Source organism: Aquitalea aquatica, assembly GCF_013911085.1.
Taxonomy (GTDB): domain Bacteria; phylum Pseudomonadota; class Gammaproteobacteria; order Burkholderiales; family Chromobacteriaceae; genus Aquitalea; species Aquitalea aquatica.
Genome location: NZ_JACERN010000003.1, coordinates 1 through 21,408, shown reverse-complemented (window position 1 = coordinate 21,408; position 21,408 = coordinate 1). Strand labels below are relative to the sequence as shown.

The window sequence follows — 21,408 nt, the reverse complement described above, 5'->3', positions numbered from 1 at the left end:
TCCCTGGGGCAAGGCGCGCCGACGCAGACAGTACAAGGGTACGGCAAGGAGGCGCAACGTAGCAGCAGGGTTTTTGTTAGCGGCTCTAAGCGCCATGGCGAATAAAACAAGCCAGAGCTTCATCATGCTGTCTCCCTCTGCCATGGCGTCAGCGGTGCCAGCGCATGCACGCCGCTGGCCACGCCTACTTCTTCATCGCTCAGATAACAGGCCGGGTCCGCCGCCCAGAAGTTGCCGGTCAGCTCCCAGGCGCGCACCCGGGTATTGCCATTGCAGATGGCCAGATGCTGACAGGCGGCGCAGCGCCCTTCCACCGGCCGTGGCGACTGGCGCAGTCCGGCCATCAAGGGATGAGACTCATCCCGCCAGATGGCGGAAAACGGCCGCTCGCGCACATTGCCCAGCGTCACCTTCCACCACATGGTGTCAGGATGCACATTGCCCAGATTGTCGATATTGGCCACGTTCACTCCGCTGGCGTTACCCCCCCAGGCCAGCAAGCGCTGGCGCAACTGCGCGGCCTGTGCCGGGTAATGACGCGCAGCCCAGTGCAGCAGGTAGACCGCATCAGCATCGTTGTTGCCGGTAACAAAATCGCGCGGCTGGCCAGCGCGGATGTGCTGCAAACAAGCCTCGATCAGCAAGTCCATCGCCCAGCGCGTGCGTGGCTGGCGTGCATCATCGGCACGGTGCTTGTTGCCACGTCCGGCGTAGTTGAGATGGGAGAAGTAAAACTTGGCTATGTCTTCCACGGCCAGCAATTGCAGCAGGGCCGGCAGGTCGTCGGCATTGTCCTCGGTCATGGTGTAGCGCAGGCCCACCTTGAGGCCAGCATCCCGTGCCAGCCGCATGCCGCGCAAGGCCAGCTCGTAGCCACCGGCCAGGCGGCGGAAGCGGTCGTGGGTGGCACCGATGCCATCCAGGCTGACCCCGACATAATCAAAGCCCACTGCCGCCAGCGCGGAGATATTGCACTCATCAATCAGCGTGCCATTGCTGGATAGGCCAACATAAAAGCCCATGGCCTTGGCGCGGGCGGCCAGTTCGAAAATATCCGGCCGCAGCAGTGGCTCGCCACCGGACAGAATCAGCACCCGCACGCCAAAGGCATACAGATCGTCCATCACTGTACAGGCTTCGGCAGTGGACAACTCGCCCAGGAAGTCCTTGTTGGCCGAGGTGGAATAACAGTGCTGACAGGTAAGGTTACAGCGGCGGATCAGGTTCCAGATCACCACCGGGCCGCTGGGCTTGCCGCCGCGTGCGGGCGCGGCTGCCGGGTCGAGCAGGCTTTGCAGATAGGGTGTCAGGCGCAGCATGAAAGGCTCCGGCAATGGTGACGGCAGACAGTGTGCGGGGACATGCAGGCAGCGCTCCTTGACCCGTATCAACGGGATCAATCCCGGCTTACACCCGCAGACCGGATTTTTTCAGGATACGGGTGGAAAACAGCACGGCATGGCGGCGGCAGGCCGGGCCCAGCAGCTGCAATAGCTGGCCCTGCTGCTCGCGCACCGCCCGCCGGCTGCTGGAATGCACCATGGCAAACAGGTTGTACGGCCAGTGCGGCAAATGACGCGGGCGGCGATAGCAGTGGCTGACGCAATCCAGCTGGCCCAGTTGCTGGCCCAGTTCATCCACCAGCTCGTCCGCCACATCGAACACCGCCATGCCGTTGGCGCGGTAGCCGATGGCGTAATGATTGGGCACTGCGCCGATGCGGCGGATCACCCCCTGCTCCAGCATGCTCCCCAGCCGCGCCAGCACCATGTCCTCCGGCAGTTGCAGGCTGTCGGCCAGCTGGCGATAAGGCTGCGCCACCAGCGGCAGCCCGGCCTGGGTGGCGCGGATCAGCCGCCAGTCGTCTTCGTCCAGTGGTGGCGTGTGGCTGTCGTCCTTGCAGGTACGCCCGGCACTGAGCTGTCCCACTGCCGCCTGGCCACCCACGGTAAAGCGCATGCCGACAAAGTATTCGCGCTGTTTGGGGAAGGCATGCACGGTCAGGCCGGTGAGCAGTTCGATGGCACTGCAAGCGGCGGAAATCCCGGCCTGACTGGAGGCGGCCAGTACAAACCACATGTTCAGCTTGTGGCTGCGCTGGTAGTTGTGCGCCACCGCAGGCAGGCTGTTGACCGCCGCCGCGACCTCGTCGAAACGGGCCGGCGGCACCGCCAGTGCGGCCAGCACAAAGCAGCCGCCCATGCGTTCTATCTGGTAGAGCGGGCCAAAACGGGTGAGCACCTGACGCTGCAGCAGGCCATCCAGCCCCTGCAGCAAGGCCCGCTCGCTGCAACCCAGTACGGCGGCGGCGCTGGCAAAGGGATTGCTATCCAGCGGAAAGCCGCCTTGCAGCTGGTTGACGATGCTGGTTTCCAGCGGGTTGAGCGTAGCCTGGCTATGCGTGATGGCCATAACAGGCTCCACGTTGGGTGTAGCGTTTGAGTGAGGGCAATACCGCATGCGGATAAGGCTGCAGGCCATGGCGCTGGATGAGCTGTTCCAGCGCGGCCTGCAGGCTGGCGGCATCGCTGGCGTGAATCATGCAAAGCAGCTGGTAAGGCCAGTGCGGTGGCCGCGCCGGGCGCTCGTAACACAGCGTCACCGCCGCCTCGCCAGCCAGTTGCCGGGCAATGCGCTCGCGCGTGGCGGCATCGTCGATCTGCCACACGCACATGGCATTGTGGCGATAGCCCAGCTCGGCATGGCGCAGTACCGCGCCAAAGCGCCGCAACACGCCCTGCACCTGCCACTCCTGCAATTGCCGCAGCACTTCCTGCTCGGTCAGGCCGCAGCCACTGGCCAGCAGCTGGAAAGGATGCAATTGCAGCGGCAGGCCGCCACGCAGCGCGGCCAGCAGGCGTTGCTGACGCCAGTCCGGACGGATCGGGTCCGGCTGCCGTTGGGGCTGACGCACGGCGCTGCTGCCATCCAGCGCAAAGCCCAGATCAATATGGTATTCGCGCAGCAAGGGCAGGTTCAGCGGCACCAGACCGGTGGCCAGATGGATGCGCGACAGCACCTCGGCCACGGCGGCGGCATCGCTGGCGGTTACCACAAACCACAGATTGAAGTGGTGGTCGCGCTGGTAGTTATGGTTGACCTCGGCATGGCTGCTGACAAAGGCAGCCACCGCATCCAGCCGCTCCGGTGGCACGGCCAGTGCGGCCAGCGTGCTGCTGCCCACGGTATTGGGGGCAAACACTGCGCCCAAGCGCGACAGCAGGCCAGCTTGCTGGGCCGACTGCAGCAGTTGCAGCAGGGCATTGGCCGTCCAGCCACCCCCCAACAGGGCGGCCATGTCGGCAAAGGGCGTGGCGCTGAGCGGAAACTGCTTCTGGCAACGGTCCAGGGCATGCAGGCTGCGCGGCGGCAGCGCGGACGGGCTTGGCTGGTTTGGCATCACATCCCCATCCTGCTGGCGCGGCTGCTGAAGAAAATGCCGGACGGCTCCAGCGCCGGCAGCGTGCGGCGCACGGTGAGCGTGGCGGTGTCGATCACCAGGAGCTTGTTGTCGTCGCGGCTGGACAGCCACACCGCATCGCCACGGGGGGTGAATTCCATGTGCAGGATGGCGCGGCCCGGTTGCAGGGTCTTGATCACCTGCCGGGTCGGCACATCAATCACCTGTACCTTGTCATTGTCGGGGAAGGCAAAGTTGACCCACACCCGCCGCCCGCCCGGTTCGGCCATCACGAATACCGGCTGGCCCAGCACCGGCACCGTGGCGACCTGCGCCCAGCTGCGGTTGTCGGCCACCAATACCTCGTGCTGGCCAATGGCGGGCAGGAAGGCGTAGTCGCCGGCAATCGACCAGCCACGCAAATGCGGCATCTTGTACACCGGCAAGGCCTGCCGGCCACGGCCATAACCGGCCAGAATGCGCCGCACACCAGCGTCGGCATGCCAGCTATCAAACAAGGCCAAGCCATCTTCGCCATATAGTCCGGCAATGAAATAGCGGCCATCACTGCTGGCCAGGCCATCGTAAGGCTGCTTGCCGATGTGCTCGAAACGCTGGACCTTGGGCGCGCTGGGCGTGCTGGCATCCAGCAGCCAGATTTCCCCGCTGTCGTACAGGGCAAAGGCAAAGCGGTTACCCGGCATGTCGGCTAGGCCCACCACCTTGGATTCGCCACCGCCAAAGGCCGCCGTGCTGACGCTGGACAATAGCTGCAGGTTGTCAGCATCAAACAGCTTCACCCCTCCGGGGCTGTAGTTTTGCGCGGCAATCACTCGGCCATCACTGGAAATGGCACCACCTATGCTGTTGCTAGCCTGTTCCACCCGTTTCACCAGCCGGGCGGCAAGCAGGTCCACCTTGCTGATGGCACCGTCGCGGCCAAACACATAGGCATAGCGGGCATCACGCGAGAACACCACCGAGGCATGCGACAGATCACCCAGACCCTGCACTCGCGCCAGCGATTGTGCATGACTGTTATCGACAATCTGCACGCTGCCGCTGGCGCGTTCGATCACCACGCCCAGGTCGCCAGTGCCGCGCAGCGGCGTGCTGGCACAGCCAGCCAGGGCCAGACACAGCAGCGGTGCCAGCAGACGGGCTAGCGTGCGCCGCCCTGTTGCAAAAGTTGAACCAGCCATTGCGCTTCTTCTTCGGAAAGGAAAGGCCGCCATGGCGGCATCGGGGTGCCGGGGCGGCCATTGAGAATGGTGGCCACCAGGCTGTCGGCCGGCTTGCCGGCCAGCGCCTGGGGGGTGAGCGGGCTGCCCAGCCCGCCCTTGAGGCTGAGACCGTGACAGGCACCGCAATCCTTATGCAGCAACTGCAACAGCTCACCGGCACGGGGCTCGGCCGGTGGTGCTGCTGCGGCCTGCTGGCAGAAGCTGGCCGCCAGTAGCACCAGCAGCCACAGGCCACGCCTTACTGGGCCAGAATCCATGCCACCAGCTGCTTGAGATCGGCATCCGGCACTTGCGGATTAGGCGACATCGGAATGGCACCAAAGCTGCCGGAACCACCCGCCTTTACCTTCTGCATCAGTTTGGCCGTGACATCCTGGCCCTTGTATTTGGCCGCCACCTGCTTGTAGGACGGGCCAACCAGCTTGGCATCCACGCTGTGGCAGGCCAGGCAGTTGTATTGCTTGGCCAGTTCCGGCCCGCTGGCCGCCTGGGCCAGCCCGGCCGTCATCAGCCCACCCAGGGCCAGGGCAATCAGTAGCTGCTTCATCGAATTCTCCTTGGTCCGGCAGACCATATGCTGTCTGCCGGATTTCAACAGTGGAATGTCAGGAAGGACTTATCCCAGATCAATAAATGTCATGCTGGGTGTTGAATACATTGAACTTGCCGGTCGGGGTGATCAGACGCGGGTCCTTGATCACGGCTTTCAGCTTGCGGGTCTTGTCGTCCACCACCACGATGGCCGATTGCTTGTCCTTGGCACTCCATACCGAGAACCACACTTCGCTGCCATCCTTGTTGTATTCCGGCTGCAGCACACGCTTGGCACCATCGCCCAGGCCGGCCCACTCGCCAATCGGCAGGGTGGTAAAGCCCTTGTCCAGGTGATTGATGTCAAACACGGCGGCACTCTGGCTCACTGCCACATCCGGGTTCAGCGCGGTATCCACCCACAGATTGTGCGATTTGGGATGAGTCTTGATAAACAGCGAACCACCGCCCTGCCCCTTCAGCACCCGCACCACCTTCCAGGCCTGGGCCTTGTGCTTGTCCGGGTCGGTACCGATCAGGCTGATGCTGTCGTCGCCCAGATGGCCGGTGGCCCATACCGGGCCGTATTGCGGGTCGACAAAGTTGGCACCACGGCCCGGGTGCGGGGTCTTGCCCACATCCACCAGCGCGGCCAGCTTGTCCAGCTTGGTATCCACCACGGCGACTTTGTTGGAGGCATTGGCCGCCACCATGAAGTAACGGCCGGTAGTATCGAAGCCGCCGTCATGCAGGAACTTGGCGGCATCGATGGTGGTGGTCTTGAGATTGGCCAGGTCGGAGTAATCCACCATCATGATCTTGCCGGTTTCCTTGGCATTGATGACGAATTCCGGCTTGTAGTGGCTGGCCACAATCGAGGCCACACGCGGTTCCGGGTGGTATTCGTTATCCACCGTCATGCCACGGGTGCCGACAATCTTCAGCGGCTTGAGGCTGTTGCCCTCCATGATCACGTACTGTGGCGGCCAGTAGGCACCGGCCACCGCCAGCTTGTCTTCAAAACCCTTGAACTTGGAGGTTTCCACCGAACGGGCTTCCAGGCCGATGCGGATTTCCGCCACGGTATCCGGCTTGGCCATCCACAGGTCGATCAGGTTGATCTTGCCGTCACGGCCAATCACGTACAGGTAGCGGCCGGATTGCGACAGGCGGGAAATATGCACGGCGTAGCCGGTTTTCAGCACGCTGACAATCTGCTTGCTATTGCCGTCGATCAGCGCGATCTGGCCAGCGTCCCGCAGCGTCACCGAGAACAGATTGGCCACATCCAGATTGTTTTCCTTATGGGTCGGGCGTTTCTCCGGCGGAATCAGCACCTTCCACGTCCCCAGCATGTCCTTCATGCCGAATTCCGGCGGGGTGGGCGGTTCCTGCTGCACATAGCGCGCCATCAGGTCCACCTGGGCATCGGACAGCTCACCCGAAGTCCCCCAGTTGGGCATGCCGGCCGGCGAACCGTACTTGATGAAGGTCTTGAGGTATTCGGTACCGCGACCCAGCGTGATGTCCGGTGTCAGCGGCTTGCCGGTAGCCCCCTTGCGCAACACGCCGTGACAGCCGGCGCAGCGCTCGAAGTAGATTTGCTTGGCCAAACCGAATTCCGCCTCGGTCATCGGCGGGGCTTTGGGGTTGATGTTCTGGTGCATGGGCTCGGAAGCCAGCGGCGAGGCCGCTCCCTGGTATTTCGCTTCCGGAGCGGAAGTCGAGGTGGCGGTAGTATCCGCCCAGGCCTGCATCACGGAAAAAGGCAGGGCCGCCAGCAACACACTTCTTGGCAGCCAGGACAAGCGCGGGGTCTTCATGGTTAGGGCTCCAGCGTGACAGTAATGCTTGGTTGCCGGCATCTTCATCCCGCAGGCATATACCCCTCCTTGATTCGAATCAACGCTTTAACCACAGGGCGGAAATGGTTTAAACAAAGCAGCGCCGCCCACAAACCGCGACGCTATTCAGGGGGAGATTCATTTCTTTTCCGGCAAGCTCAGCGATTTCTGTTCCGGCTCCACCTCCAGCCCCCAGTCGCCGTATTCATACCAGTCGTCCCCCAGCACCTCCGCCGGATGCTGGGTACGGCCGGAGCCATTGCCGCATTGCAGGGAGTCGGCAGGGCAGTATTTGTCGCAGCCCCAGCAGATGCGCTCCGGGTGCGGTGGATTCAGCGGGAATTTTTTAGCCATGTACCATTATTCCGGCCCGGCCAAAGCCGCTCATGGATGCATATCAAGAAATCATCCGGCCCCTACCAAAAAAATCCCGGCCACCAGGGCCGGGAGAAAAAGGTGCGTACACCTTGGAGTACTGGTCAAGAAAGCTGCAGCAAGCTCAGCGGGTAAAGCCAGCGTACAGGCGGGTGAGCACCTGCGGCAGGGTCTGCGCTTGCTGCACGACAACATAGCCACGATGGCCAAACAAATGTGGCAGGTAGTCACCGGCCTCGCGGTCCACCGTCACGCAAAAGGGCAGCAGACCGTCGCGGCGTGCTTCCAGAATGGCCTGGCGAGTATCCTCGATGCCGTAGCGGCCTTCGTAGTGATCCAGGTCATTGGGCTTGCCATCGGAAATGATCAGCAGCAGGCGGCGGGCTGCCGGCTGTTGCAACAGGATGCGGCTGCTCTGGCGAATGGCCGCGCCCATACGGGTGTAATAGCCGGGGCGAATGGCGATGATGCGGCCACGGGTGTTGTCGTCGTAGCGTTCGGCAAAGTCCTTCAACACCTGCAAACGCACTTCCTGACGACGGATCGAGGAAAAACCGTACAGGCCAAAGGCGTCGCCACTGGCCGATAGCGCTTCGGCAAACAACAGCAGGCTGTCGCGTATCACATCGATCACTCGCCCGGACTCCCCTACCCAGCTTTCGGTAGACAGCGACAGGTCAGCCAGCGTGAGACAGGCCAGGCTGCGCTCACCGGGCGGCCACGCCTGGTAGAGCGCGGGCTCGGCGATGGCCACGCCGCTCATGCGCTCGGACATGAAACGGATGACACGATCAATATCGATATCCGGGCCGCTGGCTTCTCCGCTGCGCCGCACCCGTTCCGGAGCCAGCGCCTGGAACTGGCGGCGCAGACGCCGGGCCAGTGGCAGCAGGCGGTCGGGCAAGGCAGCCGGATGAGCATCGCGCGGCAGCATGGGCTTGATGATGCAGTGGTCTTCCACCAGTCTTTGCTGTTTCCAGTTCCACTCCGGCAACTTCAGGCCCGGCCCCAACGGGCTGTCATCGTACGCCGCCGCTGGCAGGTCCAGATCAAACTTCAGCTTGCTGGACTTGGTATGGGCATCCTGTGCGATCGACAGGCGGTTCATGTCCTCTGCCGCCGCCTCGCCATTGTTGTCGTCGTCTTCTTCGGTATGGCGGTTGACCTTGACGTACTCGTCCCAGGTAAACAGGCTTTCGGCGCGAAACACCAGCAGCATGCCGTTTTTCCGTTCGTCCTGCGCCACGCGCTGGGCGCGGTAGCGACGACGGCGTGAGCGCTGGTCGGGCCGCTTGCCTTGCGGGTTTTGTGCTTCATGCTGCGCTGCCGCGCCCGCCTGATCCACCAGCGGCGGTGCCGGATGCAGCCACAGCGGCACCGGCAGTGGCGGCTGGGCAATGGCCGGCAAAATCTGTTCGATATCCGGCTGGCGCAAGGCCGCCTGAATGGCACGCTCGAGCGCGGCCTCGGCCTCGGGCAACTTGGCCGGATCTGGACGCATGGGCAGCAAGGCCGTCAGCAGCCGCTGGTAAACCAGCGCCAGCCCAGGCATGGCGGCCAGGCAAGCAGCGGTGGCGGCGCGGTTGCGGTTCAGCCAGTCGCCTGGTGGCACCGGGGTGGCGGCCAGGGCCATCAGCCAGAAATACAGCTGGCGATTCAGTGCCGGATCCGGGTACAGGTCCAGCTTGTCCGGCAGATAAAAAGCCTGGCTGTCGCGCCAGGCCAGTTCCACCTTGGTGCCGGTGCCGGCCAGCCGCTCGATCAGCCGCCGCCGTGCGCCATGTTCGGTGCCAACGGTAGAGCGCAATACCAGTGCCGGATCACCGCCCATGGCACGGAAAAACAGCGGGGCCTGCCCGGCGATGCTTTCCAGCTCCACGACAGCGGCAGGGTAGCCACGGTATGCCGCGCGGCGCACCAGCCGGTCCCACCAGCCCCCTACGATGTCTTCCATGAGCGCGCTACCTGGCGGGAAACTGGGTGTCGATCACGGCCAGCAGCGCGGCAATGGTATCGGCCTCATCGCTCAGCGGCTCGGCCAGTGCAGTGCGGCAGGCCTGCTGCGGCGACATGCCGGACATCATCAGCTTGGCGGCATACACCAGCAGACGGGTGCTGACCGACTCATCCAGATCGTAACCAGTCAGGCGGCGCAACTGCCCTGCCAGCGTCACCAGCTGACGCGCCTGGCTTTCTGCGATGCCGGTTTCCTGCATCAGCACCGCCAGTTCCACATCCGGGGCGGGAAAATCAAAGCTCATGGCAACAAAACGCTGGCGGGTACTGGGCTTGAGGGTTTTCAGCACATGCTGGTAGCCCGGGTTGTACGACACCACCAGCATGAAGGAAGGCGGCGCTTCCAGCAGTTCGCCAGTGCGCTCGATAGGCAGCATGCGCCGGTCGTCGGTAAGCGGGTGCAGCACCACGGTGGTGTCCTTGCGCGCTTCCACCACTTCATCCAGATAGCAAATGCCGCCCTGGCGCAGGGCACGGGTCAGCGGGCCATCACACCATACTGTCTGGCCATCTCCTATCAGGTGGCGGCCCACCAGATCGGCAGCGGACAAATCGTCATGGCAGGAAACGGTAATCAGCGGCAGCCCCAGCCGGGCCGCCATATGGGCAACAAAGCGGGTCTTGCCGCAGCCGGTGGGGCCTTTGATCAATACCGGCAACTGCTGTTGCCAGGCGGCTTCGAACAGGCGGCATTCATCGCCCTGGGCCTGGTAAAACGGCGCTGCCACAGCAGCGGGTGCGGGTGCATTCATGTCCGGCCCTCAGCAAAAACTTACGATCAGCAATCCCGTCACCAGCAGCAGCCAGCCATGCACCACCAGCCGCAGCCAGCGGGTTGCGTGGCGCAGGCCCATATAGTGCTCGATCACGGTGAAGCCCTTGACCCAGGCCAGCAGCAACACCAGCCGGGCCAGGGCGCCCTGCCCCAGCGACAGGCCCTGTTCGGCCAACAGTGCGGCCATCAGGGTCAGGCCACTCAGCCAGAGCCACAACAGCCATTGACGGGAAGGTGCGGGATAGTTCATGTGCACAGCATAGGGGGCAAGCAGCACCGCATCCTTGATACCGGATAAGGGTTTGAACCTGCGCTAGCGCGCCACGTACACCAGGGCAAACAGCACCAGCCACACCAGATCCACCATATGCCAATAAGCCGCTGCGGTTTCCACGCCATCCAGCCGGCCCGGGCCATAGCGGCCATCACGCGCCATCCACCAAACGGCAGCCACAATCACCATGCCCAGCACCACGTGCAGGAAATGAAACACCGTGAGCGAGAGGTAGAACATCCAGAAATCATTGCTGGACAAGCTGATGCCGGCCATGAATTTGCCCACCAGTTCATACAGCTTGCACACCAGGAAACCGCCGCCAAACACCATGGCCAGCAGCAGAGATTGCCGTGCCGCGCGTTGCCGGTCCTGGGCAAACCGCCTCACCGCCGCCACCATGCAGGCACTGCCGGCGATCAGCAGCAGTGTATTGAGCGTGGGCAGCAGCAAATCCAGGTGGGTCTGGCCCTCGGCAAACAAGGCCGGCTGCTGCCGGCGATATACCCCGTACACCAGGAAAAACACCCCGAACACCGCCAGTTCCGCCAGGATGAAAAACCACATGGCCAGATCACCCGGTATATGGGGCTCTGGCACATGGCGCGCTGGCTGCGCCTCGATCAACGCCAGACTTTGTTCACGCATGCCTGCCTCCAAAATCAAAGAGGCGGCCCGCAAGCCGCCTCATTGCCGTTACGTTCAACCGCTAATCAGCTTTCGCGCTTGCCGGTAACAAAAAAACTGGTGACATACATCATCAGGCCAGTGAAGAAGCACAGACCAAAACCGAAACGTGCCCAATACATCGGCATGATGTGCTGCTGGGTTTCCATGAAGGACAGGGGCGAGGCTGACAGGCGCTGCAGCGATACCTGGGTCACCGCGGCGGCGGTCAGCGACAGGGTGATTCCCACGATGGCCAGCGTCATCACCCAGAAGGCGGTCTTTTCCAGCTTTTGCGCCGCTGCGCTGTTGGCTTCACGGCCACGCAACAGCGGCATGGTGTAGGAAATCATGGTCAGTACCACCATGGCGTAAGCACCGTAGAACGCCATATGGCCGTGTGCCGCAGTCAGCTGGGTGCCGTGGGTGTAGTAATTCACCACCGACAGCGTACCCAGGAAGCCCCATACCCCGGCGCCCAGGAAAGACATCACACCGGTACCCAGCGCCCACAGCGTGGCGGCCTGGTTCGGATGCTCACGCCGACGACGCTTGACCATATTGAAGGCGAACACCGTCATCATGAAGAAGGGGACCGGTTCCAGTGCCGAGAAGATGGACCCCAGCAGCTGCCAGTAGCCCGGCGTGCCAATCCAGAAATAATGGTGACCGGTACCGATGATGCCGGTGATCAGGGTCATGGCAATGATCAGGTACAGCCATTTTTCAATGATTTCACGGTCGACGCCGGTCACCTTCACCAGCACGAAGGCCAGCATGGCGCCCATGATCAGTTCCCATACGCCTTCCACCCACAGGTGCACTACCCACCACCAGAAGTACTTGTCCAGCACCAGGTTGTTCGGGTTCACAAAGGAGAACAGGAAGAAAATCGCCAGGCCCCACAGCCCCAGCATCATCACGATGCTGATGCTGGTCTTGCGACCGGACAGCAGGGTCATCGACAGGTTGAACAGGAAGGACAGCGCTACCAGCACGATGCCAACCTTGGTAATCAGCGGCTGCTCCAGGTAACCGCGCCCCATGGTGGGCAGCAGGTCGTTACCGGTGATATGGGCCAGCACGTTATATGGCAGGCCCAGATAGCCAACGATGGTCAGCGCACCCGCCACCAGGAATACCCAGAAGGTGATGATGGCCAGTTTCGGGCTGTACAGTTCGCGCTCGCACTCTTCCGGGATCAGGAAATAACCGGCCCCCATGAAGCCGAACAGCAGCCAGACAATCAGCAAATTGGTATGCACCATGCGTGCAGTGCCAAACGGAATGGCGGGAAACAGGAAGTCGCCCTTGAAATACTGCAGGCCAATGATCAGGCCAAACAGGATCTGGCCGATGAACAGGCCGATGGCCGCCACAAAATAGGGCTTGGCCACCGCTTGCGAGCGGTATTTTATCTGGTCATTCACTGTCGCCTTGCTGGCGGGCAGTGGTGCCACGGTTGCATTACTCATGTGTTTTCTCCGGAAGCAATTGATCGCACTGCTGATCAGCCTTCGATATTGGGCGGCCAGTTATTGGTATTGATCTGCGAGCTGTATTTCAGGAATGCCACCAGATCATCCAGCTGGGCATCGTTCAGGTTGAACTGCGGCATCTGGCGACGACCCGGTACATTGGTAGGCATCGCCTTCATCCAGCCCTTGATGAACTCCGGGCCACGGCGCACATACACATTGCCCAGCTCTGGCGCAAAGAAAGCCCCCTCGCCAATCAGCGTGTGGCAACCGGCACAGTTGCGTGTCTCCCAGATTTTCTTGCCGCGCACAGCGGCATCGGTCAGCTGGGCCTTGGCGTTATGGCTGGGCACCGCCATGGTGGTATCCACGGTCAGCCCCAGGAAAATCAGGAAAAAGAAAACCGACCCACCGTAAAAGATGTTGCGGGCCGTCGATTTGGTGAAGCTCGCGCTCATCACGTCCTCCTCAATTGCGTGTACCGGCAAGCCCGGCACCTGCGGCGAAATGTACGGTTTCGGACATCCCGATAGCATTGATTCGAATCAACGATTTCCAGCCCCCGCTCTTCCACACTGGCAGCATCACATTCAAGGCCCAGCCAGAGGAGCCGGCATGAACAGCCCGTATCAAGTACTGCACACGCCCCTTGTTCCGCCGGAAAAACCAATCATTCCCGGCGGTGAATTCCGGCCTGGCAGTGTTGCCCTGGTAGGGGCCGGGCCGGGTGCCGCCGACCTGCTCACCCTGCGTGCGCTGCAACGCCTGCAACAGGCAGATGTCGTGCTATACGACCACCTGCTGGACAGCAGCATTCTGGCGCTGGCCCCTGCCACGGCCGAACGCCTCTGCGTGGGCAAACGCGCCAGCCGCCACTCCCTGCCGCAAGCGGACATCAATCAGTTATTGGTCAACCTTGCCCGCCAGGGGCGGCGGGTGGTACGGCTGAAGGGCGGCGATCCGCTGCTGTTCGGCCGTGGCGGCGAAGAGATGGAAGCACTGGCCACAGCCGGCATTCCCTGTGAAGTGGTCCCCGGCATCAGCGCCGCGCTGGGGGCGGCTGCCAGTGCCGGCCTGCCGCTGACCCATCGCGACTACGCCCAGGGCTGCAGCTTTGTCACCGGTCATCGCCGCCAGGGGCAGCAGACGCTGGACTGGACCCGCCACTGCACGCCCGAGCAAACCATTGTGGTCTATATGGGGCTGGGCGAAGCCGCCAGCATCGCCAGCCAGCTGCTGGCCCACGGCCGGGCGGCCGATACGCCGGTCGCCGTGGTGGAAAATGCCTGCTCCGCCCAACAGCGTTGCCTGTGCGGCACCTTGCAACATCTGGCCACCCTGATCGAGAAAGAACACATCAGCGCCCCCGCCCTGTTGGTCATTGGACAGATCGTCACCCTGCATCAGAAACTACAGGCCTACATGCCACAGCAGCGTGCAGCAGCAAGTTCTTGATCCGCGTCATTCAAACGGCAAGCCGCAACACCGCATACTGCGGTTTTACTGATAGCCCAGCTTCACAGGACACCATCCATGAACGCCATAGCCTGCCTCACCCAGCAGCATCGAGACTGCGACGCCATTCTTGCCCAAGCCGAACAGGCTGTACGTAACGGCGACTGGACTAGCGCCGGGCGGACATGCCTGCGCCTGGGCACCGACCTGGAACAACATTTCCAGCTGGAAGAACAGCAGCTGTTCCCGGCCTTCGAAGCCGCCACCGGCATGTACAGCGGCCCCACAGCGGTGATGCGCAACGAACACCAGGAAATCCGCCTGCTACTGCAAGACATGGACGACGCATTGCTGGCCACCGATGCCAACGCATGGCTGGGACACGCCGAAACCCTGCTCATCCTCATCCAGCAACACAATATGAAAGAAGAAAACATCCTCTACCCCATGTGCAGCCAGCATATAGCCGGGTTTGAACAGATGGTGATGGCAGGAGCCAGCGCATGAGCCCGGTCGACCTGCGCCACCTCGCCCCCCCCGAGCCGATGGAAATCATTCTGGATGCCGCCGAGCAGTTGCAAGACCAGCAAACCCTGGCCTGGATTCTGCCGCACCACCCCACGCCGCTGCTGCCCATGCTCACCGCCCAGGGCATTGACTACCGCTTTGAACTGTCCGGCGATGGAGGGGTGATTTTGTACATCAGCAAAGCATGAGTCAGGCCTGGCTTTCCTACGACGCCGCCCCACCACTGCGCTTGCCCGCCAGTTTTTTTGCTGCCGGCCTGCTATGGCTGCTGGCACTGGGCTGCTTGCTCTTGCCCGCAGACATGCCGACTGCCAACCGCTACCACCCGCAGCTGGTGGCACTTACCCATGCCCTGGCACTGGGAGTACTGGGCAACATCATGAGCGGCGCCCTGCTGCAAATGCTGGCGGTGGCCAGCGCCGTACCGGCAAGCCGGGCAGCCACCCTGCTACTGGGTATCTTCCTGCCGTGGCAGGCAGGAACAGCCTTGCTGGTGGGCGGTTTCTGGTTTGGTTTCGCCCCACTCGCCCTGCAGGCGGCGGCAGTCTTGCTATGCGCAGCCATCCTCCGTCTGGCCTGGCACGGCCTGTCCGGCCTGGCCGGCAGCCCAGCGCGGGATGCCAGCAGCCGCGGCATGGCGCTGGCCTTGTTGGCACTGCTGATTACCGCCCTGCTGGGGCTTGGACTGGTGCTGACGCTGAGCGGCCTGCTGCCACTGCCGCTCATGCCACTGCTACACAGCCATGTGCTGTGGGCGGCGATGGGCTGGCTGTTCCTGTTGCTGCTGGCTGTCAGCCAGACCGTGATTCCGATGTTTCTGATTACCCCGCCCTACCCGGCCTGGATGCTGAGCACCGGCCGGGCCGTGCTGCTATTGCTGCTGGCCTGCAGCCTGGCCCTGTTTTTCTGGCCCGACCAGCTATGGCTAACCGCCGGCCTGCTGCTGATCCCGGTCGTGCTATATGCCGTGCAGTCGTGGCGACTACTGCGGCAAAGCCGGAGGCCGGCTGATCCGCTGTGGTGGCAATGGCAAGGCGTGATGGCCTGGCTGCTGCTGGGTGGTGTCACCGCCTGGCTGTGCAGCAGGTGGACAGAATGGCCAAACCTGCCCCTGCTGGCTGGCCTGTGGTGGCTGGGTGGTGTGGGCCTGGGTGCCACGCTGGCCATGCTGGGCAAGATCCTGCCTTTTCTGGCCTGGCTGCATTTGAAGCGGCTGAATCCGCCACGTGGCCTGCTGCCCTCCACCCATGGCTTTCTGCCCGAGTCCGCCCAGCGCCGGGTGCGGCTTCTGCATCAGCTGTGGCTGTTGGCCGGCACGCTGTGGTGCTGGCAGCCCGGTCGCTTTCATGGCCTGTTTGCCCTGTCCACGCTGGCCTTGGCGGCTTATGCCTTGTGGCAGGGTGGAAAAATCGCCCGACGCTACCGGGCGGTGCAAGACGCCGTGTCAACGGCTGCGACGCACTGACTAGCCAACAGCCTTGCTGCCGCACCGGCCCCACACGACTGGATTTTCTTGACGAGAATCATTCCGTTTTGCACGACTGCCACCGATACTGGGCTACCACCTTCTGCGAGCCCGACCATCATGCCTGACACCCTCCCCCCTGCCTTGCTGCGTGCACCGCACCGTCTGGCCTTCCTGCTGGGCATGCTCAGCGCCTTGTTGCTGTTCGCCGCCTGGTTTGCCGAGCTGGCATCCCGGCTTGGCCCGCATACCATCACCCCACTGATTCCTGCGGTCATGGCCCACGCCTTGTTGATGCTGTATGGCATTTTCCCGCTGTTCATGACCGGCTTCATCTTTACCGCCGGCCCGCGCTGGCTGGGCGTTGCCCCGCCCAGCAGGGCACGCTATCTGCTGACGCCTGGCCTGCTGGCTGCCGGCGTGGCCGGCTGGCTGGCTGGCCTCGCGCTCGGCAAGAGCTGGCTGCTCACCGGCCTGCTGTTGTACGGTCTGGGATTTGCCAGCCTCACCTTATGCTTTGCCGGGCTGGTCTGGCGCAGCCCGCAGCAGGATCGCCGCCATGCGCTGGTGGTTCTGGCCGCTTTTGTGCTGGGACTGGCCGGTGTCGTGGCCGCCGGCTGCTGGCTGTTCAGCGGCAATGGCGCTTACTGGCTGATCATGCGCGATCTGGCCTTGTGGGGATTTTTGCTGCCGGTATTCCTGACCGTGTGCCACCGCATGCTGCCTTTCTTCACCAGCAGCGCGTTGCCGGCGAACCAGCCGTGGCGCCCCTACTCCCTGCTGGCCGCCATGGTGGCTGGCAGCTGGCTGCACGGCTTGCTGGTGCTGACCCAGCACAGCAGCCTGCTGGCCGACCTGCCGCTCACCCTGCTGTTTGGCTACACCAGCTGGCGCTGGGGCCTGCTACCGGCGCGCAAGGTCAAGCTGCTGTGGATGTTGCACCTGTCCTTTGCCTGGCTGGCCGTGGCATTTGGCCTGTACACCCTGGCCGGTCTGTTACCCTCGCTCTCGCTGGGGCTGGCTCCGCTGCACGCCATCACGGTGGGCTTCTTCATGACCATGGTCATCGCCTTTGTCTCACGCGTGACTCTGGGACATGCCGGCTTGCCACTGCAGGCAGGAACATGGCTGTGGCGCATTTATCTGGCAGTACATGTGGTCGCGCTGACTCGGGTAGTGGCTGACTTTGTTCCGCCAGCATGGGTAGCCTGCCTGTATGCCACCGTGGCCCTTACTGGCCTGCTGGCACTGCTGGGTTGGAGCCGGCAACTGATCGGTCTCTACCTGAAGCCACGCGCCGATGGGCAGGCTGGTTGAATCAAACCGTTTAATCAAACCATCTTGCCGTCCTCTGCCAACGGGTGACGTCAACAGAGGACGGAACAGCTTGCCAGCCCTTATTTGCAGCGATGTGACACACCGCGCTCCCTAATATTGGATAGCACGTGACCTAGAGTCCAACTCAGCAACGTCCGTGCTCGTGCTACCTTCAGCTTCGATCAGCCTTGGTGCGAAACGTTGCAGAACGTGATACACCTGACTTGCGCACCTTCACCCGCCAGGTACCTTCCCTACGCTCGAATGTAGCCATTTTCCGGGCCACTCCATGGGACAAGTGTGGGACAGTGAGAACGCGGAAATGGTCGGACAAAAGGAAATACCAGCGTACTGCCTTATAGGACAGGTAGCTGGAAAGCTATAACTGGCGGGGTATAGAGAAAGTCGAGGGACTACAGAGAAAAACTAAAACCAAGTTGTGGTGCGAGCGGAGAGACTCGAACTCTCACGCCTTGCGGCGCTGGAACCTAAATCCAGTGCGTCTACCAATTCCGCCACGCTCGCCCATCAGCAGTACCAGAAAGTACCGCGAAAGAGGCGGCAAATATACCTCAGGATTCCCCGCTGTTCAAGCACTATGTCGAATGAACCATTGTCATGGTTTCATGTCACAATGCAGGCACATTAGCTTTACAACAGCACGACAAACATCCAATCAAGAGAGGGCAGCATGCAACCGGACCTGCACAATACCTACCAGACCAGCACCACCAGCGGCCTACGCAACAAGGTTCTACGCAATACTTATGCGCTGCTGGGTCTTTCGATGATTCCCACTGTGATGGGTGCCCTCATTGGCACGCATCTTAACTTTGCCTTCATGGCAGCCAGTCCGATCATGGGCATGCTGGCCATCATGGCGGTTTTTTACGGCCTGGTATTTGCCATCGAGAAAAATCGCAATAACTCGCTGGGCGTATTCCTGATGCTGGGCTTTACCTTCATGATGGGCCTGCTACTGGGCCCCTTGCTGCAATTTGCACTGCGCTTCAGCAATGGTGGTCAGCTGATCATGACAGCCGGCGCCGCTACTTCGCTGGTTTTTGTCGTCATGGCCGGTATCGCCAGCACTACCAAGCGCGACCTGTCCGCGCTGGGTAGCTTCCTCACCATCGGTGCCATCGTGTTAATGGTTGCCGTGGTGGCCAACATCTTCCTGCAAATGCCTGGCATGCAGCTGGCCATTGCTGCCGCCTTTGCCCTGTTCAGCTCGCTGATGATTCTGTGGCAGGTCAAGGTAGTAGTGGATGGCGGCGAAACCAGCTATGTTTCAGCTGCACTGTCGATCTATATCAGCATTTACAATCTATTCACCAGCTTGCTGCAATTGCTGATGGCTTTCAGTGGTGAGCGTGACTGAGCCCAAGCACTTCAAGCAAAAAGCGCCCTACCGGGGCGCTTTTTTTTCATCGTCCAATCCAGGCTGCCAATCAGGCCAATAACCCTCTGGACTGAAACAATCACTGGCCACCGCCACTCCAGGCAGTGCCAGCAAGCGACCGTCCGCAGCATACAACAAGGGCCATTGCCGCCGCAGCAAGGGTGGAATACCCGCTTCCTGCAACAGCTTCTTTACCGGCTTGCGCCCCACCATCTGTTGCAACACCTCCCCCCCCAGGCGCGGACGCAATTGCAGATTTCCAGCAAGTGACGGCAAAGTCAAACCACCGCGCCGTTTCCAGCGCAAACTGCCCCCCCAGCCGGGCAGCAGACAAACTGACTGAGCAGGATCAAACCGCAACACACACGCCGACTGTTGCGACAGCACCGGCACCGCATACAGTTGCTGGCGATAGCGCACAACGACCATCTCTGGCAAGTGCAAACAGGGCTGACTGGCGGCAGCCGCCACGCGTAATTGGCGTAGAAACTCTTGCAGCTGCTCGGGTGCCACTTGCGCTTGCCCCAGACTCCGCAACCAAGCCATCAGCAAAAAACCCTGCCGCACGGCTGACAGCGACAACATACTCCCCACATCCAGGGCAGTACCCGCCATGCAACTGGCCAAATCGGCGGCCGCTACCTCATCCACCAGCTGCGATGCCTGTGCCATATGCCAGGCAGTGCGTCCAAGCTGTTGCCGATAAGACGGAACATGCTGCTGCAGCAGCGGCATGATGCGGTGTCGCAATAAGTTGCGACGGTAGGCTATGTCAGCATTACTGTCATCCTCTACCCAACTTAACCCCTGCTCGCTGGCATACTGCTCCAGTTGCTGCCGGGTCAAACCTAGCAATGGTCGCCACAGCTGCAGATTCTCCAGCCTGCGCAATACCGGCATGCCTGACAGCGCACGCACTCCACCGCCGCGCAGTAGCTGCAACAGCACGGTTTCGGATTGATCATCCAGGTGATGCGCCAGCACTAGCACCTCGGCCGCAGACCGGGCAAACACCGTGTAGCGCTGCTGCCTTGCCTGCGCCTCCAGGCTTTCACCGGTAGCACGATTAATGACGACCCGCTCCACACGCAGAGGAATGGCCAACTGTTGGCACACATCCTGACAGTGCAGCACCCAATCATCTGCGGCAGCGTTCAAGCCATGATGCACATGCACTGCCGACAGCTGCAGCTGCGGTCGGTACTGACGCGCCCGCGCCAGCAGCGAGAGCAGCACCATGGAGTCGAGCCCACCACTCAGCCCGACTTCAAAAGCACAAAGGCCGGACAAATTGTCCGGCCAGTGGGCTAACAGGGCGTCCAGCAGATCAGGCTGCATCTTCCTTGTAACGTCCATAACTCATCAAACGCTCGAAACGCTCTTTCAGCAGCACCTCGATCGGTCGATTGGCAAAGTCCTTCAACTGCTCCTGCAGCATGCGCTTCATGGCATTCATCATTTGCGCATGATCGCGATGTGCACCGCCAACCGGTTCGCTCACCACGCGGTCAATCAGACCGAGGGTTTTCAGACGATTGGCCGTAATGCCCAGCGCCTCGGCCGCTTCGGATGCACGCTCGGCTGTTTTCCACAGGATGGAAGCACAGCCTTCGGGTGAAATCACCGAATAGGTAGAGTACTGCAGCATATTGACCTGATCGCCCACGGCAATCGCCAGTGCACCGCCAGAACCACCTTCACCGATAATGGTGCAGATGATAGGCACACGCAGTCTGGCCATCTCGTAGAGATTACGACCAATGGCTTCAGACTGGCCGCGCTCTTCTGCGCCAATACCAGGATAAGCACCCGGGGTATCGACGAAGGTCATGATCGGAATGCCAAATTTTTCGGCCAGCTTCATCAGGCGCAGGGCCTTGCGATAGCCTTCCGGGCGTGGCATGCCGAAATTGCGGTAGATCTTTTCCTTGGTGTCACGGCCTTTCTGATGGCCAATCACCATTACAGACTGGCCATTGAAACGCGCCAAGCCACCCACGATTGCCGGGTCGTCGGCAAAGGATCGATCACCATGCAGCTCTTCGAAATCCGTGAAGATGCTGCGCAGGTAGTCCAGTGTATAAGGACGCTGCGGGTGGCGAGCCACCTGGGAGATCTGCGAGGGGGACAGTTTGGCATATAGAGTCTTGGTCAGTTCCAGACTCTTCTTTTGCAGGCGTGCGATTTCTTCGGAGATATCCAGTACGGAGTCATCCTGCACGAAACGCAGCTCTTCTATCTTGTTCTCGAGCTCGGCAATCGGCTGCTCAAAATCGAGAAAGGTCGGCTTCATTATTCACATCATCCGATTAAGCGAATCGGGCAATCATACATGAGTGCAAAAGAATCCGTCACGCCCCTGTCTGACAAAATTCAATCAGCATGAACCGTCGATTTGAGATTTGCCCGTTTTATGCAAAAAAATGAAACCACCCCCTTGCGCTGAAAAAACGGCTGTGCTTTAATTCGCCTCCTCGCTGAGACGCAAACGCAGACAGCGAAAAGGTTTCAGGGCGTTTAGCTCAGTTGGTAGAGCGTCTGCCTTACAAGCAGAATGTCGGCGGTTCGACTCCGTCAACGCCCACCAAGGTTTGGAGTGGTAGTTCAGTTGGTTAGAATACCGGCCTGTCACGCCGGG

The 21,408-nt window shown here is 61.5% G+C and carries 22 protein-coding genes and 2 tRNA genes; 7 read left to right on the top strand and 17 right to left on the bottom strand.

The window, feature by feature from the left end; all coding sequences use genetic code 11:
• Window positions 1-122: 122 nt before the first annotated feature.
• The 14 genes from nirJ to H2Z84_RS00915 form a co-directional block, all read right to left on the bottom strand.
• Window positions 123-1,319: a heme d1 biosynthesis radical SAM protein NirJ gene (nirJ, locus tag H2Z84_RS00980; RefSeq protein ID WP_181834306.1), complete on the bottom strand. Its 1,197-nt coding sequence runs from the start codon at window positions 1,317-1,319 to the stop codon at window positions 123-125.
• 88 nt (window positions 1,320-1,407) lie between these two features.
• Complete coding sequence (ahbB, locus tag H2Z84_RS00975) at window positions 1,408-2,412, bottom strand: siroheme decarboxylase subunit beta (protein WP_181834305.1); 1,005 nt, start codon at window positions 2,410-2,412, stop codon at window positions 1,408-1,410.
• Complete coding sequence (ahbB, locus tag H2Z84_RS00970) at window positions 2,396-3,400, bottom strand: siroheme decarboxylase subunit beta (protein WP_181834304.1); 1,005 nt, start codon at window positions 3,398-3,400, stop codon at window positions 2,396-2,398. The genes ahbB (H2Z84_RS00975) and ahbB (H2Z84_RS00970) overlap by 17 nt, the downstream gene beginning before the upstream one ends.
• Entirely contained in the window at window positions 3,400-4,602 is a 1,203-nt protein-coding gene (locus H2Z84_RS00965; protein WP_181834303.1) for a cytochrome D1 domain-containing protein, read from the bottom strand. The genes ahbB (H2Z84_RS00970) and H2Z84_RS00965 overlap by 1 nt, the downstream gene beginning before the upstream one ends.
• On the bottom strand, window positions 4,563-4,901 hold the full coding sequence (locus H2Z84_RS00960; RefSeq protein WP_181834302.1) for a c-type cytochrome: 339 nt from the start codon (window positions 4,899-4,901) through the stop codon (window positions 4,563-4,565). The genes H2Z84_RS00965 and H2Z84_RS00960 overlap by 40 nt, the downstream gene beginning before the upstream one ends.
• On the bottom strand, window positions 4,883-5,191 hold the full coding sequence (locus H2Z84_RS00955) for a c-type cytochrome (RefSeq protein ID WP_181834301.1): 309 nt from the start codon (window positions 5,189-5,191) through the stop codon (window positions 4,883-4,885). Before H2Z84_RS00955 ends, H2Z84_RS00960 begins: the two co-directional genes overlap by 19 nt.
• 79 nt (window positions 5,192-5,270) lie before the next feature.
• Complete coding sequence (locus tag H2Z84_RS00950; RefSeq protein WP_181834300.1) at window positions 5,271-6,998, bottom strand: cytochrome D1 domain-containing protein; 1,728 nt, start codon at window positions 6,996-6,998, stop codon at window positions 5,271-5,273.
• 159 nt (window positions 6,999-7,157) lie between these two features.
• Complete coding sequence (locus H2Z84_RS00945; RefSeq protein ID WP_103523847.1) at window positions 7,158-7,373, bottom strand: DUF3079 domain-containing protein; 216 nt, start codon at window positions 7,371-7,373, stop codon at window positions 7,158-7,160.
• A 145-nt stretch (window positions 7,374-7,518) separates the two neighbouring features.
• On the bottom strand, window positions 7,519-9,348 hold the full coding sequence (locus tag H2Z84_RS00940; protein ID WP_181834299.1) for a nitric oxide reductase activation protein NorD: 1,830 nt from the start codon (window positions 9,346-9,348) through the stop codon (window positions 7,519-7,521).
• Between the two features lie 7 nt (window positions 9,349-9,355).
• Window positions 9,356-10,162, bottom strand: coding sequence for a CbbQ/NirQ/NorQ/GpvN family protein (locus tag H2Z84_RS00935; protein ID WP_181834298.1), 807 nt, complete (start codon window positions 10,160-10,162; stop codon window positions 9,356-9,358).
• Between the two features lie 9 nt (window positions 10,163-10,171).
• Window positions 10,172-10,435 (bottom strand): cytochrome C oxidase subunit IV family protein, encoded by a 264-nt coding sequence (locus H2Z84_RS00930; RefSeq protein ID WP_181834297.1) that lies wholly within the window; start codon window positions 10,433-10,435, stop codon window positions 10,172-10,174.
• A 63-nt stretch (window positions 10,436-10,498) separates the two neighbouring features.
• Window positions 10,499-11,107, bottom strand: a complete 609-nt coding sequence (locus H2Z84_RS00925; RefSeq protein WP_181834296.1) for a cytochrome c oxidase subunit 3 — start codon at window positions 11,105-11,107, stop codon at window positions 10,499-10,501.
• A gap of 65 nt (window positions 11,108-11,172) precedes the next feature.
• Complete coding sequence (locus tag H2Z84_RS00920) at window positions 11,173-12,600, bottom strand: cbb3-type cytochrome c oxidase subunit I (protein WP_220272647.1); 1,428 nt, start codon at window positions 12,598-12,600, stop codon at window positions 11,173-11,175.
• A 35-nt stretch (window positions 12,601-12,635) separates the two neighbouring features.
• A complete protein-coding gene (locus H2Z84_RS00915; protein WP_103523853.1) occupies window positions 12,636-13,061 on the bottom strand; it encodes a c-type cytochrome in 426 nt (141 codons plus the stop codon).
• A 157-nt stretch (window positions 13,062-13,218) separates the two neighbouring features.
• Here H2Z84_RS00915 and cobA point away from each other — a divergent pair, with 157 nt between their 5' ends.
• The 5 genes from cobA (at window position 13,219) to H2Z84_RS00890 (ending at window position 17,368) form a co-directional block, all read left to right on the top strand.
• On the top strand, window positions 13,219-14,058 hold the full coding sequence (gene cobA, locus H2Z84_RS00910; RefSeq protein WP_181834295.1) for a uroporphyrinogen-III C-methyltransferase: 840 nt from the start codon (window positions 13,219-13,221) through the stop codon (window positions 14,056-14,058).
• Window positions 14,059-14,136: 78 nt separating this feature from the next.
• Window positions 14,137-14,565, top strand: a complete 429-nt coding sequence (locus H2Z84_RS00905; protein WP_181834294.1) for a hemerythrin domain-containing protein — start codon at window positions 14,137-14,139, stop codon at window positions 14,563-14,565.
• Window positions 14,562-14,774 (top strand): DUF2249 domain-containing protein, encoded by a 213-nt coding sequence (locus tag H2Z84_RS00900; protein WP_181834293.1) that lies wholly within the window; start codon window positions 14,562-14,564, stop codon window positions 14,772-14,774. Before H2Z84_RS00905 ends, H2Z84_RS00900 begins: the two co-directional genes overlap by 4 nt.
• On the top strand, window positions 14,771-16,051 hold the full coding sequence (locus H2Z84_RS00895; RefSeq protein ID WP_181834292.1) for a hypothetical protein: 1,281 nt from the start codon (window positions 14,771-14,773) through the stop codon (window positions 16,049-16,051). The genes H2Z84_RS00900 and H2Z84_RS00895 overlap by 4 nt, the downstream gene beginning before the upstream one ends.
• Window positions 16,052-16,171: 120 nt before the next feature.
• On the top strand, window positions 16,172-17,368 hold the full coding sequence (locus H2Z84_RS00890; protein WP_181834291.1) for an NnrS family protein: 1,197 nt from the start codon (window positions 16,172-16,174) through the stop codon (window positions 17,366-17,368).
• 440 nt (window positions 17,369-17,808) lie between these two features.
• Here H2Z84_RS00890 and H2Z84_RS00885 read toward each other — a convergent pair.
• Window positions 17,809-17,893 (bottom strand) — tRNA-Leu (locus tag H2Z84_RS00885).
• A gap of 166 nt (window positions 17,894-18,059) precedes the next feature.
• Here H2Z84_RS00885 and H2Z84_RS00880 point away from each other — a divergent pair.
• On the top strand, window positions 18,060-18,749 hold the full coding sequence (locus H2Z84_RS00880; protein WP_124643327.1) for a Bax inhibitor-1 family protein: 690 nt from the start codon (window positions 18,060-18,062) through the stop codon (window positions 18,747-18,749).
• 27 nt (window positions 18,750-18,776) lie between these two features.
• Here H2Z84_RS00880 and tilS read toward each other — a convergent pair whose 3' ends face one another.
• Both tilS and H2Z84_RS00870 read right to left on the bottom strand, forming a co-directional pair.
• Window positions 18,777-20,108 carry a tRNA lysidine(34) synthetase TilS gene (gene tilS / locus H2Z84_RS00875; RefSeq protein WP_181834290.1) on the bottom strand — a complete coding sequence of 444 codons (1,332 nt, stop codon included), beginning with the start codon at window positions 20,106-20,108 and terminating at the stop codon, window positions 18,777-18,779.
• Window positions 20,098-21,063, bottom strand: a complete 966-nt coding sequence (locus H2Z84_RS00870) for an acetyl-CoA carboxylase carboxyltransferase subunit alpha (RefSeq protein WP_124643324.1) — start codon at window positions 21,061-21,063, stop codon at window positions 20,098-20,100. The genes tilS and H2Z84_RS00870 overlap by 11 nt, the downstream gene beginning before the upstream one ends.
• Window positions 21,064-21,281: 218 nt before the next feature.
• On the opposite strand from H2Z84_RS00870, the gene H2Z84_RS00865 reads away from it, so the two are divergent.
• Window positions 21,282-21,357, top strand: a tRNA-Val gene (locus H2Z84_RS00865).
• Window positions 21,358-21,408: the final 51 nt, after the last annotated feature.

Excerpts from the sequence above, each read along its gene's own strand:
- H2Z84_RS00890 (WP_181834291.1), top strand. The coding sequence starts at position 16,172 with ATGCCTGACACCCTCCCCCCTGCCTTGCTGCGTGCACCGCACCGTCTG.
- cobA (WP_181834295.1), top strand. The coding sequence starts at position 13,219 with ATGAACAGCCCGTATCAAGTACTGCACACGCCCCTTGTTCCGCCGGAA.
- H2Z84_RS00945 (WP_103523847.1), bottom strand. The coding sequence starts at position 7,373 with ATGGCTAAAAAATTCCCGCTGAATCCACCGCACCCGGAGCGCATCTGC.
- H2Z84_RS00920 (WP_220272647.1), bottom strand. The coding sequence starts at position 12,600 with ATGAGTAATGCAACCGTGGCACCACTGCCCGCCAGCAAGGCGACAGTG.
- H2Z84_RS00925 (WP_181834296.1), bottom strand. The coding sequence starts at position 11,107 with ATGCGTGAACAAAGTCTGGCGTTGATCGAGGCGCAGCCAGCGCGCCAT.
- nirJ (WP_181834306.1), bottom strand. The coding sequence starts at position 1,319 with ATGCTGCGCCTGACACCCTATCTGCAAAGCCTGCTCGACCCGGCAGCC.
- H2Z84_RS00950 (WP_181834300.1), bottom strand. The coding sequence starts at position 6,998 with ATGAAGACCCCGCGCTTGTCCTGGCTGCCAAGAAGTGTGTTGCTGGCG.
- H2Z84_RS00915 (WP_103523853.1), bottom strand. The coding sequence starts at position 13,061 with ATGAGCGCGAGCTTCACCAAATCGACGGCCCGCAACATCTTTTACGGT.
- ahbB (WP_181834305.1), bottom strand. The coding sequence starts at position 2,412 with ATGGCCATCACGCATAGCCAGGCTACGCTCAACCCGCTGGAAACCAGC.
- tilS (WP_181834290.1), bottom strand. The coding sequence starts at position 20,108 with ATGCAGCCTGATCTGCTGGACGCCCTGTTAGCCCACTGGCCGGACAAT.
- H2Z84_RS00935 (WP_181834298.1), bottom strand. The coding sequence starts at position 10,162 with ATGAATGCACCCGCACCCGCTGCTGTGGCAGCGCCGTTTTACCAGGCC.
- H2Z84_RS00965 (WP_181834303.1), bottom strand. The coding sequence starts at position 4,602 with ATGGCTGGTTCAACTTTTGCAACAGGGCGGCGCACGCTAGCCCGTCTG.
- H2Z84_RS00880 (WP_124643327.1), top strand. The coding sequence starts at position 18,060 with ATGCAACCGGACCTGCACAATACCTACCAGACCAGCACCACCAGCGGC.
- H2Z84_RS00895 (WP_181834292.1), top strand. The coding sequence starts at position 14,771 with ATGAGTCAGGCCTGGCTTTCCTACGACGCCGCCCCACCACTGCGCTTG.
- H2Z84_RS00940 (WP_181834299.1), bottom strand. The coding sequence starts at position 9,348 with ATGGAAGACATCGTAGGGGGCTGGTGGGACCGGCTGGTGCGCCGCGCG.
- H2Z84_RS00930 (WP_181834297.1), bottom strand. The coding sequence starts at position 10,435 with ATGAACTATCCCGCACCTTCCCGTCAATGGCTGTTGTGGCTCTGGCTG.
- H2Z84_RS00905 (WP_181834294.1), top strand. The coding sequence starts at position 14,137 with ATGAACGCCATAGCCTGCCTCACCCAGCAGCATCGAGACTGCGACGCC.
- H2Z84_RS00900 (WP_181834293.1), top strand. The coding sequence starts at position 14,562 with ATGAGCCCGGTCGACCTGCGCCACCTCGCCCCCCCCGAGCCGATGGAA.
- ahbB (WP_181834304.1), bottom strand. The coding sequence starts at position 3,400 with ATGCCAAACCAGCCAAGCCCGTCCGCGCTGCCGCCGCGCAGCCTGCAT.
- H2Z84_RS00960 (WP_181834302.1), bottom strand. The coding sequence starts at position 4,901 with ATGGATTCTGGCCCAGTAAGGCGTGGCCTGTGGCTGCTGGTGCTACTG.
- H2Z84_RS00870 (WP_124643324.1), bottom strand. The coding sequence starts at position 21,063 with ATGAAGCCGACCTTTCTCGATTTTGAGCAGCCGATTGCCGAGCTCGAG.
- H2Z84_RS00955 (WP_181834301.1), bottom strand. The coding sequence starts at position 5,191 with ATGAAGCAGCTACTGATTGCCCTGGCCCTGGGTGGGCTGATGACGGCC.